The following is a 17,721-nucleotide window of genomic DNA, read 5'->3' on the forward strand; positions in this document are numbered from 1 at the left end:
TTTTACTCGGCGCGCGGGTCGCTGGCAAGCGGGATCGGCAAGGGTGGAGGGGTTTTTTTGATGCTGACGACTGTCGCAGCGTCCGTGAGAAGACCCAGCGGCCATCGGGGGAGATCGGAGGGCGTTCCCCGATAGGCCGCGAGACAACGTCCGGCGACCGTGCGTTCAGGCGTCGGTCGCGGCGTGCCGGACGGCCGTCAGACCAGCCCCCCCTAGGAACCGGCCCTTCGGGCCCGTTCATACGTGGCCGAACGGCTCTCGGGCGCCGCGCGGCGAATGGCAGGAGACGTCATTTCGAGCGCGCGGCGGTATCAGGAGCGTTCGCGCGCCGCAGATTCCGCGAGGTCCGCGAGCTGCGCGGCGACGGCCGACCAGCCGGGCTCGAACCCCATCGCGGCGTGCCGGTCGCGGTCCTCCCCGGTCCAGTGCCGGGCCGATCCCGTGTAGCGCGTCCGCCCGCCCTCGTCGGCGAATTCCATCGTGCCGACCATGAAGGGCGTCTGCGGGACCCAGCCCACCCGGAACGCGTCCGTGAAGACGAAGCGGCGCTCGGGCGTGACCTCCAGGAAGACGCCCTCCTGCGGCATCGCCTCGCCCGCCGGCCCGTGCATGACCACGGCGCTGCGCCCTCCGGCCCGCCAGTCCTGCTCGACGATCTCGACGCGCCAGGGCTTCGGGCACCACCATTCGGCCAGGCGCTGCGTCGCGACGCGCCAGACGACGGGCACCGGCGCCTCGATCAGGCGCGTGACGCTGAGCACGAGTGGATCGTCCGACACCGAAGTCGCTCCCGTTCGCCGCGGTCGCCGAGCGCAACAGAGAAATGCGCCGGGAAGAGGGCGCGACAGGCCGCCTGCGGCTGGGAAGGCCTCTTCCCCGCCCTCAACGGCGGCGGAACAGGCCGCTCATCAGCGAGGACGACTTCTTCAGGCTGGCGACCACGACGAGGCGCTTGATCTCGCCGCGCTTGAAGGCCGCGAGGAAGCGCTTGTAGTCCTTGAAGGAGACGCAGCCATTGGAGTCGCCGCGGGGGCCGAGAAGGTAGGTGTGGGCGAGCAGTCCGACCCGGTTGTGGATCCGGCTCGCGCCGCCGACCGGATGAAGGCGGATCGCCTCGACGCCATGGAAGAGGCTCTCGCGCATGGCGAGATTGTAGGTGTGCGGCGGCGTCGGGCCGCGATTGCGGTGACGCACGTAGCGCACGTCGTCGCGCATCGGACCGAGGCCCGAATGGGCTTCCAGCCGCTCGCCGTTCGGCAGGTAAACGGTGGAGGCGGCGATGTCGTAGATCGCGGTGCCGGCGCCGAATTTCGGGGCGGGCGCGGGAGCGGGCGCCGGCCCCGGGGCGGGCGTCAGCGGAAAGCGGTCCATCAGCGAGCGTCCCCCGCCGCCGCCGAGCGCTCCGGCATCGGGACGGGCATAGGCGAGGAGGGCGGCCGGCGCGCGGTTGCGGCGCACGATCGCCGGCGCGGCGGGCGCGCGGCGGGCGGGGCGAAGGGCCGGTGTCGGCACGGCGACCGCAAGTTCGCGCTCGACCTCGCGCTCCAGTGCCGCCCGCGCGATCCCGCGCGGCGCGGACGCTACGGCGGCAGGCGCGCCTTCGACGACGGCCGCGGCGTCTGCGCTGCTCGGAAGAGCTGCGAGCATCGTCGTTTCACCGGCGGGCGCGATCGGCGCGCGGGCGACGAGCGTTCCGGCCGCCTGCGGGGCGGGGACGGACCCGGCCGGCGCGAAACCCGCCCGCGTGCCGAGCCATGCCGAGGCCAGGAGACGGCTCGCCTCGCGCGGGGCCGGCGCGGACGGACCCGCGGGGCGGCGGCCGCGTTCGGCGAGGGACGCCGCGCCTGGCCGTGCGGCTGCGGGCGCCGCGCGGGGCGTCGGGGCGGGCGGCGTGACGACGCGCATCGCCGTCGCCTGCGCCGCCTCTGCGGGTCCGCGCGCCGGGATCGGGGCCTGCGCCAGACGGGCGTCGTGGACCGGCGTCATCGTGGCGAGGCAGGCGAGGGTTCCAAGACCGGCGAGGATCGCGGCCGCCCGGGGCCAATGCGGCCAACGCGTCCCGCGGGCGGGCCGGGCGGGCGTCGATGGTCCCGCGCGACGCGGCTTCGTGGTCTGGCGCTCAGTCATGATCGTCGAGCCGCTCCGCCGCGTTCATCGGTCAGGCCGGGCGCTCCCGCGAAAGGATGCGGGTGCGATGGCCGGCTGCGGTCATGATGCGGGCTTATGGTTACCAAAAGCTGAGGATGGAGGCCGTGCCGGGCCGGGACGAAGCCGCCTGCGCCGGCCGAGCCTGCCATCGCGGCGCGACGCGTTTGCGTGGCGCCCCGGCATGGGCCTTGCGGGACGGGCGTCGCCTCAGGCCGCCCTCGTCACAGCCGCGCCCTCGTGCTGCGCGGGGTGGCGAGGAAGAGATTGGTCTCGGAGGCCGCGATGCCCGGCACGGAGCGCAGCCGCCGCAGCACCGCGTCGAGATCGGTCAGGCTCTGCGCGGAGATCTCGAGGATCAGGTCCCGCTTGCCGTTGGCCGTGGGCACGGCGCCGATCTGCGGAAAGCCGACGAGCGCGTCCACCCCGCGGTCGAGCCTGCGCCCCTCCACCTCCACCATGGTGAGGCCCCGCACGGGCGCGCAGACGGCGTCCGCGCGAAGGACGACCGTGTGGCCGACGATGTCGCCGCGCTTCTCCATTCGCTCGATGCGCGCGCGCCCGTCTCGACGGCACCGGGCTCTTCGAGGATCCCGACCTCCTCGCCGACCCGGACGAGCCGCGCGACCTTTTCGGCATGTTCCTGCGCGAGGCGCAGCGCGCGGCGGCCTGACGGTTCGGTTCAGGCGGCGGCGCCCTCGGTCGGTGCGGGCGCTGGGGTCCGGCGCACGGAGCGCGGCGGCCCGCCGAAGAAGCTGCGGAACTGGCGCGCGAAATGCGAGCCGTCGCTGAAGCCCGCCTCCAGCGCCACCTGCGTCACGCTCTTGCGCGTCGTCTCCAGGAGGTCGCGGGCGAAGTGCAGGCGCAGGCTGCGATAGGCGCTGGCCGGGCTCTGGCCCGTCGCCTCGTGGAACAGGCGCTCCAGTTGGCGGGAGGAGATCTGGAGCTTGCCGGCGATCGCGTCGATGCCGAGCGGGTCGGCGATATGCTGCTCCATGAGGAGGATCGCGCGGCGCACCCGCTCGTCCTCGGCCGCCTCCAGTCCGCGATGGGGCTGGGCGTCGGTGCCGGCGCGCGCGTCGCGCATCTGCAGGACGTGCAGGCTTTTCTGCGCCGCCGCCCGCCCGACATGGCGCCCGATCAGATGGGCCGCGAGATCGGCGACGCCCGAACCGCCGGCGCAGGTGATGCGGTCGCGGTCCTCGATGAAGAGCCGGTCCGCGTCGGGCACGAGATCGGGAAACTCCGTCTCGAAATCGGCGCAATGGTACCAGGAGACGCAGCAGCGCCGCCCCTGCATCAGGCCGGCGCGCGCGAGGATGAAGGAGCCGGTGCACACGCCCACCAGCGTGATGCCGCGCGCGGCGGCCAGACGCAGATAGTCCAGCACCGCCTGATCCACCTGCTCGCCCGCATGCAGGACGCCGCCGACGACGACGACATAGTCGAACGCGGCGGGATCGACGAGCGGGCTGTTGCGGAAGATCTGCAGGCCGCAGCTGGAGCGCACCGGCTCGGGCCGGGCCGACATGACGGACCAGGAACAGTGGATCGGGCGCGAGCGGTCGCCCTCGTCGGCGGCGAGCCGCAGCGCGTCGACGAAGAGCGACAGGGCGCTCAGCGTGAAATTGTGCGCGGGGAGGAAGCCGACGCGCAGCTCGGCCGGGCGCCTGTCGCGGTCGGCGCGGGACGGGGACGTCGCGCTCATCTCCACCTCCTGCAGGGGCGCCGGCTTCGGGCCCTGATCCGAGCCTTGGCGCGCCATGTCGCTTCTAGCACGTTCGCCGTCGCTTTTGTACGGGCGCGCCACCCGGGGATGGGCGCATAACCTTTGCGCATCCGGCCGAGGAGGTCCTTTATGCGCCACTTCTCCCTCGCGAGCCTCCTGAAGGAAGCCGTCAACGGTCATGCCGGCTGGGAGCGCCAATGGCGCAATCCCGAGCCGAAGAAGGCCTACGACACCGTGATCGTCGGCGGCGGCGGGCACGGTCTGGCGACGGCCTACTATCTCGCCAGCGTCCACGGCATCACCAATGTGGCGGTGCTCGAGAAGGGCTGGATCGGCGGCGGCAACACCGGCCGCAACACGACGATCGTGCGCTCCAACTACCTCTTCGACGAGAGCGCCGCGCTCTACGAGCATGCGATGAAGCTCTGGGAGGGGCTCAGCCAGGCGCTGAACTACAACGTGATGTTCTCCCAGCGCGGCGTCCTCATGCTCGCGCACAATCATCACGACATCGTCTCCTTCAAGCGCCACGTCTATGCCAACCGGTTGAACGGCATCGACAACGAATGGCTGAGCGCCGAGGAGTGCCAGGCCTTCTGCCCGCCGCTGACGCTGTCGAAGGACATCCGCTATCCCGTGCTCGGCGGCGCGCTGCAGCGGCGCGGCGGCACGGCCCGCCACGACGCGGTGGCCTGGGGCTATGCGCGCGGCGCCGACGCGCGCGGCGTCGACATCATCCAGAACTGCGAGGTCCTCGGCCTGAAGCGCCATGCCGACGGCTCGGTCGCCGGCGTCGAGACGACCCGGGGCTTCATCGGCGCGGGCCGCGTCGGCGTGGTGGCGGCCGGCAACACGAGCGTCGTGATGGACCGGTTCGGCCTGCGCATGCCGCTGGAGAGCGTGCCGCTGCAGGCGCTCGTCTCCGAGCCGGTCAAGCCGTGCTTTCCCTGCGTCGTCATGTCGAACGCCGTCCACGCCTATATCTCTCAGTCCGACAAGGGCGAGCTCGTCATCGGCGCGGGCACGGACCAGTACGTCTCCTATTCGCAGCAGGGCGGCATCCACGTCACCAACCACACGCTGGACGCCATCTGCGAGCTCTTCCCGCAATTCACCCGCATGCGCATGCTGCGCTCCTGGGGCGGCATCGTGGACGTGACGCCCGACCGCTCGCCGATCATCGGCAAGACGCCCGTGCCCGGCCTCTTCGTCAATTGCGGCTGGGGCACCGGCGGCTTCAAGGCGACGCCGGGCTCCGGCCATGTCTTCGCCCACACGCTCGCCACCGGCGAGCCGCACAAGATCAACGCGCCCTTCGGCCTCGACCGGTTCCGCACCGGCCGGCTGATCGACGAGGCGGCCGCCGCCGCCGTCTCGCACTGAGGGAGGCCGCCATGCTGCTCATCCGTTGCCCCCATTGCGGCCAGCGCCCGGAGACCGAGTTCCATTGCGGCGGCGAGGCCCATATCGCGCGGCCCCACGCGCCGGCCGAGATGGGGGACGCGGCCTGGGCCGAGTTCCTCTACTACCGCACCAACCCGCGCGGCCCGCATGCCGAGCGCTGGCTGCACGGCCATGGCTGCGGCCGATGGTTCAACGCGCTGCGCGACACGGTGAGCGACAGGATCATCGAGACCTACGAGATGGGCGCGCCGCGCCCCGTCCCGGCCACGGCGTGAGGCAGGCGACCATGACGCAAGAGAGCTTCCGACTGCCGCGGGGCGGCCTCGTCGACCGGTCGAAGCCGATCGCCGTGACGTTCGACGGGCGCACGCTCCACGGCTATCGCGGCGACACGATCGCCTCGATGCTCCTGGCCTCCGGCTCGCATCTGGCCGGCCGCTCCTTCAAGTATCACCGCCCGCGCGGCATCCTCTCGCACGGCTCGGACGAGCCGAGCGCGCTCCTGTCCGTCGACTGGCGGGCGACGGGCGGGCCCGGCCGCCGCGACCCCAACAACCGCGCCTCCGTCGTGGAGGCGCGCGACGGGCTCGTGGCGCGCTCGCAGAACCGCTGGCCCTCGCTCGAGTTCGACGTCGGCGCGGTCAACGACCTCCTGTCGCCGGTCTTCGTGGCGGGCTTCTACTACAAGACCTTCATGTGGCCGAAGGGCTTCTGGGACAAGGTCTACGAGCCGGTCATCCGCGCCGCCGCGGGCCTCGGCACCGCGCCCGAGACGGCCGACCCCGACCGCTATGCCAACCGCCACGCCCATTGCGACGTCCTGGTCGTCGGCGCCGGCCCCGCCGGCCTCTCGGCCGCGCTCGCCGCCTCCGCCGACCCGGCGTCCCGCGTCATCCTCGCCGACGAGGGCTTCGCCTTCGGCGGCTCGCTCCTCAACGACGCGACCTCCACGATCGACGGCCGCCCCGCGCTCGACTGGGTGAACGAGGCGGTCGCCGCGCTCGACGCGCGCGAGAACGTCGTGCTCCTGCCGCGCACCACCGTCTTCGGCTACTACAATCACAACCACGTCGTGATGACCGAGCGCGTCGCCGACCATCGCGACGAGGCGGCGCCCGGCCTTGCCCGCGAGCGGCTCTGGCAGGTGCGCGCGGGCCGCGTCGTCATCGCGAGCGGCGCCCACGAGCGCCCGCTCGTCTTCGCGAACAACGACCGGCCGGGCATCATGCTCGCCGAGAGCGTGCGCGCCTTCCTCAACCGCTACGCGGTCGCGCCCGGCCGGCGCATCGTCTTCGCCACCAGCGGCGCCTCCGCCTATACGGCCGCGCTCGACGCAAGGCGCCTCGGGCTCGACGTGACCATCGTCGACATCCGCCTCGAGGCCGATTGCGGGCCGGAACTGCGCGACGCGCGGGAGGCGGGCATCGCGGTCCTTGCCGGCCATACGGTCATCGGGGCGACCGGCACCAAGCGGGTGTCCGGCCTCGTCGTCGCGCCGATCGGGACGGGCGGGCGCATCGGGGCCCATGCGACGCTGCCCTGCGACTGCGTCGGCATGTCCGGCGGCTGGACGCCCTCGGTCCATCTCTTCTCGCAGTCGCGCGGCAAGCTCGCCTTCGACGCCGCGCTCGACGCCTTCGTGCCCGGCCAGTCGGTGCAGGCGGAGGTCTCGGCCGGTGCCTGCCGCGGGATCTACGACCTCGCCGCCGTCGTCGCCGACGGCGCTAAGGCCGGCGGCGGCGAGGCCTTCGTCGAGGCGACGCCGACGCGCACGGGCTTCCAGCCGGTCCGCGTCCTGCCGACCGACGCCGATCCCGCCAAGGTCAAGGCCTTCGTCGACTTCCAGAACGACGTGACGGCCAAGGACATCCGCCTCGCCGTGCGCGAGGGCTTCGAGTCGATCGAGCACGTCAAGCGCTACACCACGACGGGCATGGCGACGGACCAGGGCAAGACGTCGAACATGAACGCGATGGGCCTCGTCGCCGGCCTTCTCGACCGCCCGCTGCCCTCGGTCGGCACCACGACCTTCCGCCCGCCCTACACGCCCGTCACCTTCGGCGCGCTGGTCGGCCCGGCGCGCGGCGCCCTCTTCGAGCCGGTGCGCAAGACGCCGATCGATCCGTGGGCAGAGGCGCAAGGGGCCGTGTTCGAGCCGGTCGGCCAGTGGCGCCGGGCGCGCTACTTCCCGAAGGCCGGCGAGACGATGCAGGCCGCCGTCGACCGCGAGTGCCTTGCCGTGCGCCGCACCGTCGGCATGTTCGACGCGTCCACGCTCGGCAAGATCGAGGTCGTGGGGCCGGACGCGGCCGAGTTCATGAACCGCATCTACACCAATGCCTGGGCCAAGCTGAAGCCGGGCGGTTGCCGCTACGGGCTTATGCTGCGCGAGGACGGCTTCGTCTACGACGACGGCGTCGTCGCGCGCCTTGCCGAGGACCGCTTCCACGTCACCACGACCTCGGGCGGCGCGCCGCGAGTCCTGCGCCACATGGAGGACTATCTCCAGACCGAGTGGCCGGACCTCGACGTCTTCCTGACCTCGATCACCGAGCACTATGCGGTGATCGCGCTGCAGGGGCCGAACGCGCGCAAGGTTCTGGCGCCCTTCGTCAGCGACATCGACCTCTCGGACGCCGCCTTCCCGCACATGACCGTGCGCACCGGCTTCGTCTGCGGCGTGCCGACGCGCCTCTTCCGCGTCTCCTTCACGGGCGAGCTGGGCTTCGAGATCAACGTGCCCGCCGATTACGGGCTGGAGGTCTGGAAGACGCTCTTCGAGGCGGGCCAGGCCTTCGGCCTCGTGCCCTACGGCACCGAATCCATGCATGTCCTGCGCGCCGAGATGGGCTATGTCGTCGTCGGCCAGGAGACGGACGGCACCAACATTCCCGAGGATATCGGCCTGTCCGGTCTCGTCTCCAAGGCGAAGCCGGATTTCGTCGGCAAGCGCTCTCTGGCGCGGCCCGACATGGTCGCCAGGGGGCGCAAGCAGCTCGTCGGCCTTCTCGCCGCCGACCCGGCCGAGGTGCTGGAGGAGGGCGCGCAGATCGTCGCCGATCCCGCAGAGGCCATCCCGATGACCATGCTCGGCCATGTGACGTCGAGCTACCACTCGGCCAATTGCGGCCGCTCCATCGCCATGGCCATGCTCGCCGACGGGCAGGCGCGCATGGGGCAGACGCTGCACGTGACGACGCCGACCGGCTTCACGCAGGCCGTCGTCGCCCCGTCCGTGTTCCTGCAGCCGACCGGGGAGAAGACCGATGCTTGAGTTCAACCTCCTCCGCCGCACGTCCGCCGTCGTGCCCCTGCCCGAGACGCCGGGCGCCTCGGTCGGCGTGACGCCGCTGCCCCCGGAAGGGCGGCTCTCGTTTCGCGCCAGGGCGAAGGCGCTCGCCGGCCGCGCCGATGTCGCGGGCTTTCCCCTGAGCGGGGCGATGAACACGCGCACGCTCGCCGGCGAGCGCGCCGCGCTGAAGGTCGGCCCGGACGAATGGGTGCTGGTCTGCCCGGCCGGCGAGTGCGAGGAGGCGATGGAGGCGGTGGCCGCCGCGATGGGCGGGGCGCCCCATTCGCTGGTCGACGTCTCGCATCGCGACGTCTCCTTCGAGGTCGCCGGGCCGGATGCGGCGGCCGTCGTCAATGCCGGCTGCCCGATCGACCTGTCGCCCGCGGCCTTTCCCGTCGGTTCGGCGACGCGCACGCTCCTCGGCAAGTCCGACATCGTCCTGGCGCGCACCGGCGCCGACACGTTCCGCATCACCGCCTGGCGCTCCTTCGCGCCCTACGTCCAGGCCTTCCTGGCGGACGCCGCCAGGGATTTCGGCCCCGGCCACGTCCGGGACTGACTTCGATATCAGACACATAGTAGAATGCGGGCCCATGGCCGCCGGGCGCGGCCGCGGTCATCCAACCGGGAGACATCAGGAATGACCGATCTCGTCTCGCAGCTGATGAACCGGCGCAAGGGCCACACGCTGCCCGCGCCCTTCTACACCGATCCCGCGATCTTCGAAGCGGACATGGAGGTCATCTTCGGCCGCCACTGGCTCTTCGTGGGCGTGGAGCCGGACGTGCCCGAGCCCGGCGACGTGATGGTCGTCGATATCGGCACGAACTCCGTCGCGATCCTGCGCGACGACGACGGCGTGGTGCGCGCCTTCCACAATGTCTGCCGCCATCGCGGCGCGCGCCTCGTCCACGAGGAGAAGTCCACCGTCGGCAATCTCGTCTGCCGCTACCATTCCTGGGTCTACGACACGACCGGGCAGCTCATCCATGCCGAGCACATGGGCGAGGGCTTCGACAGGTCCTGCCACGGGCTGAAGCCCGTGCACGTGCGCTCGCTCGAGGGGCTCATCTTCGTCTGCCTCGCCGAGGAGCCGCCGCAGGACTTCGACGAGCTGGAGCGCGTGATGGCGCCCTATCTCGCGCCCCACAACCTGCGCGAGACGAAGGTGGCCTACAGCCACGACCTCATCGAGCCGGGCAACTGGAAGCTGACGATGGAGAACAACCGCGAGTGCTATCACTGCGGGGCGAACCATCCCGAGCTCACCGTGCCGCTCTTCGCCTACGGCTTCGGCTTCGCGCCGGAGGAGCTCGGCGAGGAGGAGCGCGAGCACGCCGCCGCCTATACGTGCCTCCTCAACGACAATCACCGCGACTGGGAGGCCGCCGGCCTGCCCTCGCGCGAGGTCGACCGGCTGGACGACATGGTGACGGGCTTCCGCACCGAGCGCCTGCCGCTGGCGGGGGCGGGCGAGAGCCATACGCTGAGCACCGAGCGCGCCTGCCGCAAGCTTCTCGGCGACATGACCAACGCGAAGGCCGGCGCCCTGCATTTCTGGACCCAGCCCAATTCCTGGCACCATTTCATGGGCGACCATGCCGTGGTCTTCTCGGTCCTGCCGCTCGATGCCGGCCGCTCGCTCCTGCGCACCAAATGGCTCGTCCACAAGGACGCGGTGGAGGGCGTCGACTACGACCTCGAGAATCTCATCGGCGTGTGGATGGCGACCAACCAGCAGGATTCCGACCTCGTCGGCTACTGCCAGAAGGGCGTGACCTCGGCCGGCTACGAGCCCGGTCCCTACTCGCCCCACACCGAGATGCTCGTGGAGAAGTTCATCGACTGGTATGTCGGCCGGATGCTGTCGCATCTGGGCGAGACGCCGTCGGTCTTCGGAAAGATCGCCGCCGAATGAACGCGCCCGTCGCCAGCCCGCCCGGCCAGCCCGTGCCCACCGGCTCCTTCCGCTGGGAGCCGGAGGAGGACGACGTCCTCCTGTGCCGCGCCGTGCGCGAGGAGACGCACGACGTGAAGACCTTCGTCTTCGCGCCGCGCAACGCCCGCCAGTTCGCCTTCCTCTCCGGCCAGTTCCTGACCTTCGAGTTCGAGATCGGCGGCGAGACGATCCATCGCTGCTACACGATCTCCTCGGCCCCGACGCGGCCCGACACGGTCTCCATCACCGTCAAGCGCGTGCCGGGCGGCCCGGTCTCCAACTGGCTGCACGACCATTTCAGGCCGGGCATGATGCTGCGGGCGACCGTGCCGATGGGCGACTTCACCTGGTCCGGCATGAAGGCGCCGAAATATCTCTTCCTCTCGGGCGGCTCGGGCGTCACGCCGATGATGTCGATGACGCGCTCGTCCTACGATCTGGCGCTCGTCGCCGACATCGCCTTCGTGCACGCCGCCCGCACGCCCGCCGACATCGTCTTCCGCGACGAGCTGGAGATGATGGGCCGGCGCAACCGCTCGATCCGCCCGACCTTCGTCGTGGAGGCCGACAGCCCGGCCGAGACCTGGACGGGCTATCGCGGCCGCCTCGACGAGGCCAAGCTTTCCGCCATCTGCCCGGACTTTCGCGAGCGCGTCGTCTTCGTCTGCGGCCCCGCGCCCTTCATGACGGCGGTGCGCGCCATGCTGCAGGCCGCCGGGTTCGACATGGCCCGCTACCACCAGGAGAGCTTCGACTTCTCCGAGCTTGCCGCCAGCGAGCAGGCCGAGATCGCCGACGCGCAGGGCGCCATCGATTCCACGGCGCGGGTGTTCCAGCTGGACTTCGCCAAGAGCCGGCGCATGGTCGAGTGCCCCGAGGGCATGACCGTGCTGGAAGCCGCGCGCCGCGCCGGCCTGCGCCTGCCCTCGTCCTGCTCCAAGGGCCTGTGCGGCACCTGCAAGTCGAAGCTGACCTCGGGCAGCGTCGACATGAAGCATGGCGGCGGCATCCGCCAGCGCGAGATCGACGCCGGCATGGCGCTGCTCTGCTGCTCCCGCCCCTTGAGCGACCTCGTCATCGAGCGCTGACCCGGCCCCGCGCCGCCGACCCGAAGGAAGGGCCACAGCACCATGATCGCCAACGCCGAAGCCCTCCTGAAGCCCCTGACGATCAAGGGCCTCACCATCCGCAACCGGGTGATGTCGACGAGCCATGCGCCGGGCTACGGGCGGGACGGCAAGCCGCAGGAGCGCTACCAGCTCTATCACGAGGAGAAGGCGAGGGGCGGCATCGGCCTCACCATGTTCGGCGGCTCCTCCTCCGTCGCGCTCGACAGCCCGGCGGCGCCCTGGAACCAGATCTCGGTCGCCGACGAGTCCGTCGTCCCGCATTTCCGGGCCTTCGCCGACCGGGTCCACCGGCACGGCGCCAAACTGATGATCCAGCTGACGCATATGGGCCGGCGCACCAAGTGGGACACCGAGCACTGGTTCCCCGTGGCCTCGCCCTCCGCGACGCGCGAGCCCGCCTCGCGCTCCATCGCCAAGGAACTGGAGCCGGAGGAGATCGCGCGCATCGTCGCCGACTTCGCCAGCGCTGCCCGCCGCTGCAGGGAGGGCGGGCTCGACGGCTGCGAGATTTCCGCCGCCCACGGCCATCTCGTCGACCAGTTCTGGTCGGCCCGCTCCAACCGACGTACGGACAAGTATGGCGGCAGTCTGGAGAACCGCATGCGTTTCGGCATCGAGGTTCTGACGGCCATGCGCGAGGCGGTCGGCGACGACTACGTGATCGGCATGCGCATGTCGGGCGACGAGATGCGCCGGGGCGGCCTCAGCCAGGAGGACTGCATCGCCATCGCCGTCGACTACGCCGCGCGCGGGCTCGTGGACTTCCTCAACGTGATGGGCGGCGAGGCGAGCGACCATCTCGCCCATGCCGTCTCGCTTCCCAATATGTCCTTCCCCGTCGCGCCCTTCCTGCCGCTCGCCTCGGCGGTCAAGCGCGAGGTGGACGTGCCGATCTTCCACGCCCAGCGCGTGACGGATCTGGCGACGGGCGCGCGCGCGCTCGCCGAGGGCCATGTGGACATGATCGCCATGACGCGCGCCCACATCGCCGACCCCCATCTCATGCGCAAGCTGATCGAGGGCCGCGCCGACGACATCCGCCAATGCGTCGGCGCCGGCTACTGCATCGACCGCATCTATGCCGGCGGCGACGCGCTCTGCATCCAGAACGCGGCGACGGGCCGCGAGGCGACCATGCCCCATGTCGTGGAGAAGGCGCCGGCGCGCAAGGTCGCGGTCGTCGTCGGCGGCGGCGTCGCGGGGCTGGAGGCGGCCCGCGTCCTCGCCGAGCGCGGCCATAAGGTGACGCTCTTCGAGAAGTCCGACCGGCTCGGCGGGCAGGTGACCATCGCCGCGAAGGCGACCTGGCGCGAGGCGCTCTCGGGCATTCCGCGCTGGCTGGCCGCGCAGGTGACGAAGCTCGGCGTCGACGTGCGCCTCAACACCGAGGCCGGCGAGGCCGAGATCGCGGCGCTATCGCCCGACATCGTCGTGGTGGCGACGGGCGGCCTTCCCGTCCGGGGCGAGGCCGTCGGCCACGAGAACGCGGTCACCACCTGGGACGTCCTGGAGGGGCGCGTCGAGCCGGCCGGCACGGTCCTCGTCTACGACGAGATCGGCGGCCACAACGCCGCCTCGACCGCCGAAGCGCTGGCGCGGCGCGGCTGCCTCGTCGAGATGGTCACCCACGACCGCATGGCGGCCGAGGAGGTCGGCACCACCAACCAGCCCGTCCATCTGCGCGAACTCTACAGGCTCGGCGTCGTGATGAGCCCGAATCTCGAACTCATCGAGATCTATCCGGAAGGCAACCGGATGATCGCGGCCCTGCGCAACACGATGACCGACGCCGAGGAGGAGCGGGTCGTCGACGGCGTCGTCGTCGACTACGGCACGCGACCGGTGGACGACCTGCATTTCGCCCTGAAGGCGGGCGCCAGGAACCGCGGCCTCACCGACCAGGGCGCCATCGTGCGCGGCGAGCCGCAGCCCTTCGAGGTCAACGGGGCGGGCGAAGCGCCGGGCTACACGCTCTACCGCATCGGCGACGCGGTGGCCGGGCGCAACATCCACGCCGCGATCTACGACGCGCTGCGCCTCTGCAAGGACCTGTGACGGCGATGGCGGGCGCCGCGCTCCTGCCCTGGCTGGTGATCGCGATGGCGCTCGTCGCAGCCGTCCAGATCGGTCGCCGGATGCGGCTCTGGCGCGCCGGCCGCCCCGCGCCGGTCGACTGGATCGCCGGGCTTAAGGCGCTGCCGCGGCGCTATCTCGTCGACGTGCACCATGTCGTCGATCGCGAGCCCGGCGCCTCGCGCATGCATGTGCCGGTGGCCGGCGGGCTGGTGGCGGCCTGCACGCTCTCGCTCCTCGCCCTCGTCCCCGCGCTCGCCGCCTCGCGCCTCGTCTGGGCGGCCGTCGCGCTCGCCTTCGCCGCCATGCTCGCCGGCGCGCTGAGCGTCGGCGCGCGGCGCTATCCCCGCAAGCTGCCGCGCCTCTCCGCCGGCCGCTTCATGCGCCTGCCCGTCCTGCTCCTCGCCTTCGCCGGCGGGGGGCTCGCGGCGGCGGGCCTTGCGGTGGCGGGCGATCCGCTGCCGTCCCTGTCGCTCGCCGCCGTCCTCGTCGCGGCTCTCGGCGGGCTGTCGCTCGCGCTCGAAGTCGCGCGCGGGCCCATGCGGCATGCCCTCGCGGGCGCCGCCCATCTCGTCGCCCATCCAAGGCCCGAGCGGTTCGTGTCCGAAGGCCCGCGCGGGGCCGCCACGGGTCTGGCGCCGCTCGATCTGACCGCCGGGACGCTCGGTGCCGGGACGCCGTCGGACTTCGCCTGGAACCGCCTCCTCTCCTTCGACGCCTGCATCCAGTGCGGGCGCTGCGAGGCGGCCTGTCCGGCCTTCGCCAGCGGCCAGCCGCTGAGCCCCAAGCATCTCATCGTCGATCTGGCGATGGCGCAGGCCGGCGGCGCGTCCGCCTATGGCGGCGCGCCCTATCCGAACGCGAGGGCCGTCTCGGGCGAGGGCGGGCTGCACGCGCCGGTGATCGGCACCGGCGCGATGGTCCATCCCGACACGCTCTGGTCCTGCACGACCTGCCGGGCCTGCGTCGAGGAATGCCCGATGATGATCGAGCATGTCGACGCGATCGTCGACCTGCGCCGCTTCCAGGTGATGGAACTCGGCGCCGTGCCGAAGAAGGCCGTGGCGCCGCTCGACCATTCGCGCGGCTGCGACGAGCCGAACGGCCGCGCGCTCGCCGCCCGCACCGATTTCGCCGCGGGCCTCGGTCTGCGCACCTTCGCCGAGGTGCGGCGCGCCGACGTCCTCCTCTGGCTCGGCCAGGGCGCCTACGACATGCGCGTGCAGCGCACGCTGCGCGCGGTGATCGTCCTCCTGCAGAAGGCGGGCGTCGATTTCGCGGTGCTCGGGCCTGAGGAGCGCGACTGCGGCGACCTCGCCCGCCGCCTCGGCGACGAGGCGACCTTCCAGCGGCTCGCGCGCGACACGATCGAGACCCTGTCGCGCTACGCCTTCGCCCGGATCGTGACGGCCGATCCGCACGCGCTGCACACGCTGCGCAACGAATACCGCCCCTTCGGCGGGACCTGCGAGGTCGTCCATCACAGCGCCTTCCTCGCCGAACTCGTGGCGGAGGGGCGCCTTGCGCCGGGCGCTCTCGCCGGCAGCGTTACCTATCACGACCCCTGCTATCTCGGCCGCTACAACGGCGAGTTCGACGCGCCGCGCGCCCTTCTCGACGCTCTCGGACTTGAACGGCGCGAGATGGCCCGCTCGGCCCGCCGGTCCCTGTGCTGCGGGGGCGGGGGCGGCGCGCCCGACGCGGACGTTTCGGGAACCGTGCGCATTCCCGACCTGCGCATGGCGCAGGCGAAGGAGACCGGCGCGGCCACGCTCGCCGTCGCCTGCCCGCAATGCATGGGCATGCTCGAAGGCGTCACCGGCGAACGGCCCGAGGTGCGCGATCTCGCCGAACTGCTGCTCGAGGCGGTCGAGCGCGGCCGGCCGGGTGTGCCGGCGACAGTGCCGGCGCGCGCCGCGGTGCCGGCATGAGCCGGCCGCGCCGCGATCCGAGGGCCGAGCGCAAGGCGCATGCCGTGCCCGCCGCCCGGCCGCGCTTCGACCTCGGCGCGACGCCGTCCGCCCCGCCGCCCCGCCCGCGCCGCGATCCGAGGCGCGCGCTCGCCGCCGCGACCGTCCGCGACACGCCGCGCCTTCGCCTCGACCGCATGCAGGGCGAAAGCCGGCCCGTCGCAGAAGCCCTTGCCCGCCCGCTGCCGCGCCCCGAGGCGCCGGCGGTCCGCCGCGTCGAGGCGCCGGCCTTCCATGTCCTGGCGGTGCTGGACGCCCCGGACGGGCGGCTCTCGCGCCTCGACCGCCAGGTGCTCGCCGCCGCGCGCATCCTCGCCGATGCGCGCAAGGACGAGGCGGGCGCCGTCCTGGCGCTCGGCGCCCGTCCCGTCGAGGGCGCGGGCGCGGCGGGCGCCGACCGGCTGGCGCTCCTGCCGGCGCTCGGCGCGGACGACCCGGCGCTTGCTCTCGCCGCCCTTCGCGCCGTGGACGAGGCGCTCGCGCCGCGACACGTCCTCTTCGGCGAGACGGGCGTCGGCGGCGATCTCGCGCGGCGCCTCGCGGTCGCGCGGCGCGAACCCGTCATGACCGCGATCGAGCATTTCACCGCGCGCGCCGTCGCGAGGCCGACGAAGGGGCGCCGCGCCGAACGGGCCGGGCCGCCGCCGCGCCTGATGACGCTCGGCGAGGACCGCGTCGCGGACTATGCGGGCCTTCCTTGCGAGGCCCGCCCGCTCGACATGGAAGTTCCGGCGGTGCCCGCCGAGGCGGGCGTCTGGGACGTCGAGACGATCGTCGCCGATCCCGCGAGCCTCGGCCTGTCGGACAGCGACTTCGTCGTCTCGGCCGGCAACGGCGTGACGGATTTCGAGGGGTTTGGCGCGCTCGCTAGGGCGCTCGGCGCAACCCCCGGCGCGAGCCGCGTCGTCTGCGATGCCGGCCTGATGCCGCGCGAGGCGCAGGTCGGGGCCTCCGGCACGGTGCTCGCGGCCAATTGCTATCTCGCCCTCGGCATCGCCGGCGCGCCGCAGCATCTTCAGGGCATCGCCGGCTGCGAGCATGTCGTGGCCGTCAACACCGATCTTCACGCCGCCATGGTGGAGCGGGCGGGGCTTGCCATCGTGCAGGATGCGCAGGCCGTGATCCCGGCGCTCCTGGCGCTCCTCGCGCAGCGGCGGGGGGGCCGTCCGTGAAGGTCGTCGTCCTCCTCTCCGCCGGCCTCCACCCCGTCAGCGGCCGGCCCGTTCTGCCGCGGATCGAGGCGCAGGCGATCGCGCTCGCGCAGGGGCTGGAAAGGGTCGGCGCCGAGGTCTGCGGCCTTCATGCCGGCCCCGAGGCGGGACTGCCGCGCGAGGCGCTCGGCCACGGACTCTCGCGCCTCGTCCATCGCGAGAGTCCGGCCGGCGCCGATCCCGTGCCCGCGCTCGCGGCGGCGCTGGCGGAGGCGGTGCCCGATCTCGTCCTTGCCGGGCGGCGCGGGGAGGGCGGCGAGGACACCGGCCTCGTGCCCTATCTCCTCGCCGAAACGCTCGGACTGCCCCTCGTCGCCGACCTCGTCGCTATCGAGGGTCTCGACGCCGCGCCGCCCGCGGCCCGGTTCGAACAGATCGTCTCCGGCACGACCCGCCGCCGCTTCACCCGCCGCCTGCCCGTTCTGGCGACGGTGCACCCGCGCGCCCCCGACCCGCTCCCCTTCGCCTTCGCCCGCATGCGGCGGGGCACGGTGGAACGGCTCGACGGCGCCGTCGCCGAGACGCATCGCGACGGCTTCGAGGAACGCCCCTACCGGCCCCGCCCCAAGCTCATGCGCCGCGCCGGCCCCGGCGCCTCGGCGCCGTCCAGCGAGACGGTGATCGTCGATCCGACGCCCGAAGAGGCCGCTCGCCTCATCCTCGACCATCTCGAACGCCTGGGCATCCGCCGGTTCGGCCCGGACGGGCGGTGAGGGGCCGGCGCGGCCGGGCGACGTCTCAGCGCCGCCGCCGCGCGATCTCCACCGCCCTGCGACGTCGTCTCCCGGCGGGCGGAGACGGGTGAGCGTCGCCGTCCGTGTCCCGGCC

At 72.4% G+C, this 17,721-nt stretch carries 13 protein-coding genes and 2 pseudogenes; 11 read left to right on the plus strand and 4 right to left on the minus strand.

Going from position 1 to position 17,721, the window contains the following annotated elements; translation table 11 throughout:
- Positions 1–311 precede the first annotated feature (311 nt).
- The 3 genes and pseudogenes from ASG48_RS03905 to ASG48_RS03915 form a co-directional block, all read right to left on the minus strand.
- On the minus strand, positions 312–779 hold the full coding sequence (locus ASG48_RS03905; protein ID WP_055845618.1) for an SRPBCC family protein: 468 nt from the start codon (positions 777–779) through the stop codon (positions 312–314).
- 103 nt (positions 780–882) lie between these two features.
- A complete protein-coding gene (locus tag ASG48_RS17815) occupies positions 883–1,986 on the minus strand; it encodes a tlde1 domain-containing protein (RefSeq protein ID WP_082529227.1) in 1,104 nt (367 codons plus the stop codon).
- Positions 1,987–2,369: 383 nt separating this feature from the next.
- Positions 2,370–2,705, minus strand: a pseudogene (locus tag ASG48_RS03915) (Lrp/AsnC family transcriptional regulator); the annotation flags it as partial.
- Between ASG48_RS03915 and ASG48_RS18715 the strand changes: the two are divergent.
- Positions 2,702–2,818, plus strand: a pseudogene (locus tag ASG48_RS18715) (ornithine cyclodeaminase); the annotation flags it as partial. The pseudogenes ASG48_RS03915 and ASG48_RS18715 overlap by 4 nt on opposite strands.
- 9 nt (positions 2,819–2,827) lie before the next feature.
- On the opposite strand, the gene ASG48_RS03920 reads toward ASG48_RS18715, so the two are convergent.
- Complete coding sequence (locus tag ASG48_RS03920) at positions 2,828–3,853, minus strand: GlxA family transcriptional regulator (protein ID WP_055845817.1); 1,026 nt, start codon at positions 3,851–3,853, stop codon at positions 2,828–2,830.
- 150 nt (positions 3,854–4,003) lie between these two features.
- Between ASG48_RS03920 and ASG48_RS03925 the strand changes: the two genes are divergently transcribed.
- The 10 genes from ASG48_RS03925 (at position 4,004) to ASG48_RS03970 (ending at position 17,606) form a co-directional block, all read left to right on the plus strand.
- Complete coding sequence (locus ASG48_RS03925) at positions 4,004–5,257, plus strand: sarcosine oxidase subunit beta family protein (protein ID WP_055845621.1); 1,254 nt, start codon at positions 4,004–4,006, stop codon at positions 5,255–5,257.
- A gap of 11 nt (positions 5,258–5,268) precedes the next feature.
- Positions 5,269–5,553 (plus strand): sarcosine oxidase subunit delta, encoded by a 285-nt coding sequence (locus ASG48_RS03930; protein ID WP_055845623.1) that lies wholly within the window; start codon positions 5,269–5,271, stop codon positions 5,551–5,553.
- Between the two features lie 11 nt (positions 5,554–5,564).
- A complete protein-coding gene (locus ASG48_RS03935) occupies positions 5,565–8,552 on the plus strand; it encodes a sarcosine oxidase subunit alpha family protein (protein ID WP_055845626.1) in 2,988 nt (995 codons plus the stop codon).
- Positions 8,545–9,129: a sarcosine oxidase subunit gamma family protein gene (locus tag ASG48_RS03940; RefSeq protein ID WP_055845629.1), complete on the plus strand. Its 585-nt coding sequence runs from the start codon at positions 8,545–8,547 to the stop codon at positions 9,127–9,129. Before ASG48_RS03935 ends, ASG48_RS03940 begins: the two co-directional genes overlap by 8 nt.
- Positions 9,130–9,210: 81 nt before the next feature.
- A complete protein-coding gene (locus tag ASG48_RS03945; RefSeq protein ID WP_055845637.1) occupies positions 9,211–10,488 on the plus strand; it encodes an aromatic ring-hydroxylating dioxygenase subunit alpha in 1,278 nt (425 codons plus the stop codon).
- Positions 10,485–11,597 (plus strand): hybrid-cluster NAD(P)-dependent oxidoreductase, encoded by a 1,113-nt coding sequence (locus ASG48_RS03950; protein ID WP_055845642.1) that lies wholly within the window; start codon positions 10,485–10,487, stop codon positions 11,595–11,597. The genes ASG48_RS03945 and ASG48_RS03950 overlap by 4 nt, the downstream gene beginning before the upstream one ends.
- A 42-nt stretch (positions 11,598–11,639) precedes the next feature.
- Positions 11,640–13,694, plus strand: a complete 2,055-nt coding sequence (locus ASG48_RS03955; RefSeq protein WP_055845645.1) for an NADH:flavin oxidoreductase — start codon at positions 11,640–11,642, stop codon at positions 13,692–13,694.
- A 5-nt stretch (positions 13,695–13,699) separates the two neighbouring features.
- Complete coding sequence (locus ASG48_RS03960; RefSeq protein WP_055845649.1) at positions 13,700–15,643, plus strand: DUF3483 domain-containing protein; 1,944 nt, start codon at positions 13,700–13,702, stop codon at positions 15,641–15,643.
- The gene (locus tag ASG48_RS03965) at positions 15,640–16,854 is read left to right on the plus strand and encodes an electron transfer flavoprotein subunit alpha/FixB family protein (protein ID WP_055845652.1); all 1,215 of its coding nucleotides are present in this window, start codon (positions 15,640–15,642) and stop codon (positions 16,852–16,854) included. Before ASG48_RS03960 ends, ASG48_RS03965 begins: the two co-directional genes overlap by 4 nt.
- Positions 16,851–17,606, plus strand: coding sequence for a hypothetical protein (locus ASG48_RS03970; protein WP_055845654.1), 756 nt, complete (start codon positions 16,851–16,853; stop codon positions 17,604–17,606). The genes ASG48_RS03965 and ASG48_RS03970 overlap by 4 nt, the downstream gene beginning before the upstream one ends.
- The last annotated feature ends 115 nt before the right edge of the window (positions 17,607–17,721 follow it).

The sequence above is a fragment of the Aurantimonas sp. Leaf443 genome, assembly GCF_001425575.1.
GTDB lineage: Bacteria > Pseudomonadota > Alphaproteobacteria > Rhizobiales > Rhizobiaceae > Leaf443.